A 5,533-nucleotide genomic window follows, 5' to 3' on the forward strand; every position below is an offset into this window, starting at 1 on the left:
CCTTCAAAAGAAGAAGACTATGGCCTTTTAGCTCCTGGTAGAATTATTCATGAAGTAGGAACCACCAGAATGGGTGATGACCCAAAAAAGGCGGTGGTAAATAAATTTCAACAGCTGCACGATGTAAATAATGTTTTTATAACTGATGCTGGCCCTTTTGTTTCGCAGGGAGATAAAAATTGTACCTGGACCATCCTGGCCTTGTCATGGCGAGCATCGGACTATATTGTAGAACAATTAAAACAGCAAAATATCTAAAAAATGGATAGAAGGAAGAGTATTAAATCAATCTTACTTGGAACCGTTGCAGGCGGGCTGGTTGTTCATGGTTGTAAGCCCGAATCGGCAAGTACTGAGGAAATAGCGGCACTTAAATCAGATGAAAATCACTTTGGGAGGACTCCGGAAGAGAAGGAACTAATTGAGAAATTAAATTCTGAACAGTTTTTTAATGAGCACGAATTAGGTACTATTGCTATTCTGAGTAATCTTATAATGCCTCCGAATGATAAATTTGGAGGAGCTACAGACGCGGGGGTACCTGATTTTATTGAATTTATGGCTAAAGACGTTCCCAAATTACAGACAGATCTACGTGGAGGCCTAATGTGGCTCGATCATAAAAGTAATACTGAATTTGGCGCAGAATTTAAGTCGGCTTCTGTAGATCAACAAAAACAAATTCTGGATTCAATTGCGTTTTATGACTCCGAGATACCCATGGATGAGCAACCTCTGGAAATACAATTTTTCTCTTTAATGCGGAATCTTACACTCACCGGATACTATACCTCTAAAATTGGCATTGAAGAGCTGGGATATAAAGGGAATATGCCAAATGTTTGGGATGGTGTGCCGGAAGATGTTCTTGAACAACACGGTTTAGCTTATGACGAAGAATGGCTGGCTAAATGTGTGGATCAAAGTAAGCGAGGCGTAATTGCTGAATGGGATGATGAAGGAAATTTATTGACGTAAATAAAATTTAATGACATGAAGAAAAAAAATAATATTTCAATTCTGGGAGTGGCATTTTTGTGCTGTCTGTTTGGCACTTATCAAATTAGTGCCCAGGAAGTAGGTTTACAATTGTACAGCCTGAGAAATCAGTTTAAAACTGATGTTCAGGGAACCCTTAAACTAATTAATGACTGGGGTATTACGAAAATAGAAGGGGGTGGCAGTTATGGACTTCCAATGGAAGAATACAAAAAAATGCTTAAGGATAATAGCCTGGAAATGGTTAGCGTGGGAGCAGGCTATGAGGACCTGCAGAATGATATAGAGAAAGTCGTTCAAAACGCTAAAACATTTGGTGCTAAATATGTAATGTGCGCATGGATTCCACATGATGGAAATACCTTTGATATTGCCAAAACAAAGGAGGCAACTACGGTTTTTAATAAAGCAGGGAAACGATTAAAAGAAGAAGGGATTACGCTGGCCTATCATGCTCATGGTTATGAATTCAGGCCGTATGAGGATGGCACTCTATTTGATTATATGGCAAAAAATGCAGCTCATTTTGCTTTTGAAATGGATGTGTATTGGGTGCATCATGGCGGGGGAGATCCTCTTGCGCTTTTGAATAGCTATCCTGATAAAGTTGTATTACTACATCTTAAGGATATGGAGCATGGGGTAAAAGGTAACGATACAGGGCATGAAGATGTTGAGACTAACGTAGTATTGGGAACGGGACAAGTAGATATTGCTGGTGTGGTTAAACGTGCCAAAGAACTTGGTATTGTTGAATATATGTTTATTGAAGATGAGTGCTCCAGGGTTGTAGAGCAAGTCCCTAATAGTCTTAAATTTCTTGAAAGCCTTTGAGAATAATTATTAGATCATTTTACTTGTGTTTTTTGTTCTTTGCATTTGGAACTGGATGTAAGAATAATGAAATACAAAGTGAGGCCCAAATTAGGCCAAACATTATCTGGTTGGTGGCGGAGGATCAATCGCCCGATTTTTTTCCGATGTACGGTGATAGTACAATCTCTCTGCCAAATATTGAGTCGCTATCTTTAGACGGTGTAGTTTTTACCAATGCCTATACGCCTGTACCAGTTTGTGCCCCTACCAGAAGTTCAATTATTACCGGGATGTACCCAACCACTTTAGGCACCCATAACATGCGCACTTATAACGCCTATACAACGGAGAATCAGCCAGAGATAGGTATTCCCAGTTATTCGCCAATAGTTCCGGACGGAGTAAAAATGTTTACAGAGTACTTGCGTAAGGAAGGTTATTACTGCACTAATAACGCCAAAGAGGATTACAATTTTAGGGCACCGGAATCTGCTTGGGATGAAAGTAGTACGAGTGCGCATTGGAGGAACCGGCCAAAAGACGCTCCTTTTTTTTCCGTTTTTAATTTTAATGTTTGTCATGAATCAGGCATCTGGAAACATGGTGAAGAAGAATTATACGTCTCAGCAGATTCCATAACCGTTCCACCGTATTTTCCGGATAACGATGTTATTCGTCATGATCTGGCGGTTAATTATTCCAACTTAAAACGTTTGGATGAACAATTGGGTGTAATTATTAATCAATTAAAGGAAGACGGCCTATACGAAAACAGTATAATTTTCTTTTATGGAGATCATGGTGGCCCCTTCCCAAGATATAAACGAGCTTTATATGATACGGGTATAAAGCTGCCATTGGTTATTAAATTTCAGGATAATTTAAAAAAGAGTAATTACGATGACCAACTTATAAGTTTTATAGATTTTGCCCCAACGCTTCTTTCCTGGGCTGGCATAAGTCCTCCGAAGGTTATGCAAGGCAAGGCACGATTTGGAGTTTATAAAGACAGTAGGGCAAGCAAATATGTTTTCGCCTCTTCAGACAGGTTCGACGAAATGTATGATAAATTACGTGCCGTTCGAACTAAGAGATTTAAGTATATAAGGAATTACAACACCAATATATCAAATGCAATGGCGGTTAAATACCGGGAACAAATGCCTATGATGCAAAATATGATGTCTTTGCAGGCCTCCGGAGAATTAGACTCTCTTCCTTCCTTATGGTTCAGAAAACCTAAGCCAGAGGAAGAATTATATGATATAGAAAATGATCCCTTTGAATTAGTAAATCTTTCAAGCCAAATACAATGGCAGGATACTTTGGTTCATTTGAGAACGGTTTTAAATTCCTGGATCAAAGAAACCAATGACCTGGGCAGAACTCCTGAAAAAGATTTGATAGCAATGTGGTTATCAAATGGGGAACAACCTAAATTAAAACCACTTCAAATGGTTGAAAAAGGGGATAATATTAATCTGATTTCAGATGAATCTGACGCTACTATTATTTGGAAAAAGCCCGGAGATGTTAGCTGGCATATTTTTTCCGGGCCTTTGCATAAGAATGTTTCATTTATTGCGAAGGCTGTCAGGATTGGTTATACAGACAGTGATGATTTGATTTATAGTATAGAATAACTTTTAATTCAATTTATTAAAAAGCAGTAATCTAAAATCTATAACCTCTTCACCAGTTACTTCCGATGCCCGAAGGGTAAGTTGCCCTTTGCCTTTTTTTAAGGTCATTATTCCCATGGAAACGGGTTTAAAATCTTTTATGTAGGATTCAATTCTTGGAATTCTGTCATTTTCCATTCCCAGTAGTGGTGGATCATGAGCCTCAGTAATTTTTTTACTAAGCTTGTTGGAATCGAATTCAAGCAGTAGCGTAGATCCTACATTTTTCTCAGGGCAGCTGTAATACAGAATAACCTCATAATCGCCATCTGACAAAACCTCTGCATCCCAGCTAATTGAATCTTCGAGACTTCTCCAGTTTGTAAAAAAGGAACAATTTGGATATTGATTACTGCGTTTAATCCCGCCATGTGTTATTCCATCCCGAGCTGGCAGTTGTGTGGTCTTAATGTCTGGGTGTCCTACGGTAAATGGCCTGTTGTAAGCCGAACGTTTTGGCACTTCCAGTAGCCAACTCTCTTTTGCATTTAATAGAGAAGTATAAACTTCAGGATAATTTTTTGATACATCCTTTGTTTGGCCAAGGTCTGAAGGAATATGATAAAGTCGGTTTTCATCATCCAATCGAAATTCCTGTGATCTAACACTGGTTTTGTCATTCCAGTGATTGTATATAAGCCGGGATTCCCAGGAAGGATTTTCTTCAAAAATTAGAGGTTCCATATTAAGCCCATCCAGGGGTTTTTGTGTTTTTGTCTCAATACCGGCTAAACCGGCCAAAGTAGGCAGGATATCAATGGCGCTTGCTATCTGAGTTATGTTTTTAGAAGCCGGTATGGTATTTTTCCAACTGATAAACAAGGGGCTACGTACACCTCCTTCGTCAATTGAACCTTTTTTTCCGCGCATTCCGCCATTCCACCGCCATCCGTTGGGGCCATTGTCTGAAAGGTATACGATAATGGTGTTTTCCTCTAAATTCAATTCTTTCAATTTATTTATTATCCTGCCAACATTATCATCAATATTCTCCACCATGGCAAGTGCGGCTCTTGTAAAATTGGGGTCCTCTATAGCAGTATCCCGGTGTTTTTTAGTTAATTCCTTATCCATAAATTTATTCCAATACTTGTCCGGAACCTGCATTGGGCTATGAGGTGTATTATAGGGTAAATAGAGTAAAAAGGGTTTTTTCTTATTCTTAGTGATAAATTCCATGGCTCTGTTAGTGAGATCATCTACTAAAAACCCTTTTCCTTTTACCAGATTGCCGTTATGTTCTATGAGCGGATCAAAATAATTACCCCAATGCCCGGAAGCAAAGCCATAAAAATCATCAAACCCCCGGGTATTAGGATGATAAGGGGGTTGCATGCCGTTGTGCCATTTGCCATAGGCTGCTGTTTGGTAACCTGCCATTTTAAATACCTCAGCAAGTGTCGTTTCGTTCAGATTCAGCCTTTCACCACCGGCAGAAGTAGCATAAACGCCAAGCCGTTGAAATTGCCTTCCGCATAGCATCTCGGCTCTCGTTGGAGAACAAACAGGCTGAACATAGAAATTTTGAAAAGAAACACCATTTTGTGCAAGTGCATCAATATTTGGGGTATTGAGGTTGTTATTGCCATGTATACTCAAGTCTCCCCATCCCTGGTCATCAGCCATGATTAAAACAATGTTTGGCTGTTTAACTATTGTTGTATCTTCCTTTTTGCTATCACACCCAAGGAGTAATAGGAGTAGCAGCAAACTTATATTTAATCTCATTTTATTCCGTTTTCACGGCCAATCCTACCATGCTGTCAGCTGTTCCATAATATAGGAACCATTTGTTTTTATAAAAGACCAAACCTTCAATAAAAGTAGTCCCCGCTTTGTACTGCCCACTGGTTTCATGTGGAAGGCTTGGACATATAAATGGCACCTCAAGTCTTTTGATAAATCGGGAAGGGTCTTCAGCATCAAACAATACCTGACCTCCACAATAGGTGCCCTCAGCTACTTTTTTGCTTGCGCCTTCTCCACTTAGATTTTTGCCATTATAAAGCAAGAGTATTCCATTTTCCGTATAAAGA

At 39.2% G+C, this 5,533-nt stretch carries 5 protein-coding genes and 1 pseudogene; 4 read left to right on the forward strand and 2 right to left on the reverse strand.

The window, feature by feature from the left end; translation table 11 throughout:
- The 4 genes from WBN20_RS16605 to WBN20_RS16620 all read left to right on the forward strand — a co-directional run.
- Positions 1-258: GMC oxidoreductase (locus tag WBN20_RS16605; protein WP_424282493.1), on the forward strand; the 258-nt coding region annotated here is incomplete at its 5' end.
- 3 nt (positions 259-261) lie between these two features.
- Positions 262-978, forward strand: coding sequence for a gluconate 2-dehydrogenase subunit 3 family protein (locus WBN20_RS16610; protein WP_424274180.1), 717 nt, complete (start codon positions 262-264; stop codon positions 976-978).
- Between the two features lie 15 nt (positions 979-993).
- Positions 994-1,833, forward strand: coding sequence for a sugar phosphate isomerase/epimerase family protein (locus tag WBN20_RS16615; RefSeq protein ID WP_424282494.1), 840 nt, complete (start codon positions 994-996; stop codon positions 1,831-1,833).
- Positions 1,834-1,865: 32 nt separating this feature from the next.
- Positions 1,866-3,458: a sulfatase family protein gene (locus WBN20_RS16620; protein WP_424282495.1), complete on the forward strand. Its 1,593-nt coding sequence runs from the start codon at positions 1,866-1,868 to the stop codon at positions 3,456-3,458.
- A 3-nt stretch (positions 3,459-3,461) separates the two neighbouring features.
- On the opposite strand, the gene WBN20_RS16625 is transcribed toward WBN20_RS16620, so the two are convergent.
- Together WBN20_RS16625 and WBN20_RS16630 are read right to left on the reverse strand one after the other, a co-directional pair.
- Positions 3,462-5,225 (reverse strand): arylsulfatase, encoded by a 1,764-nt coding sequence (locus tag WBN20_RS16625; RefSeq protein ID WP_424282496.1) that lies wholly within the window; start codon positions 5,223-5,225, stop codon positions 3,462-3,464.
- A 1-nt stretch (position 5,226) separates the two neighbouring features.
- A pseudogene (locus WBN20_RS16630) lies at positions 5,227-5,533 on the reverse strand (hypothetical protein); the annotation flags it as partial.

Origin of the sequence: Eudoraea sp. (assembly GCF_049665975.1) — a bacterium.
In the GTDB taxonomy this organism is placed as follows: domain Bacteria; phylum Bacteroidota; class Bacteroidia; order Flavobacteriales; family Flavobacteriaceae; genus Eudoraea.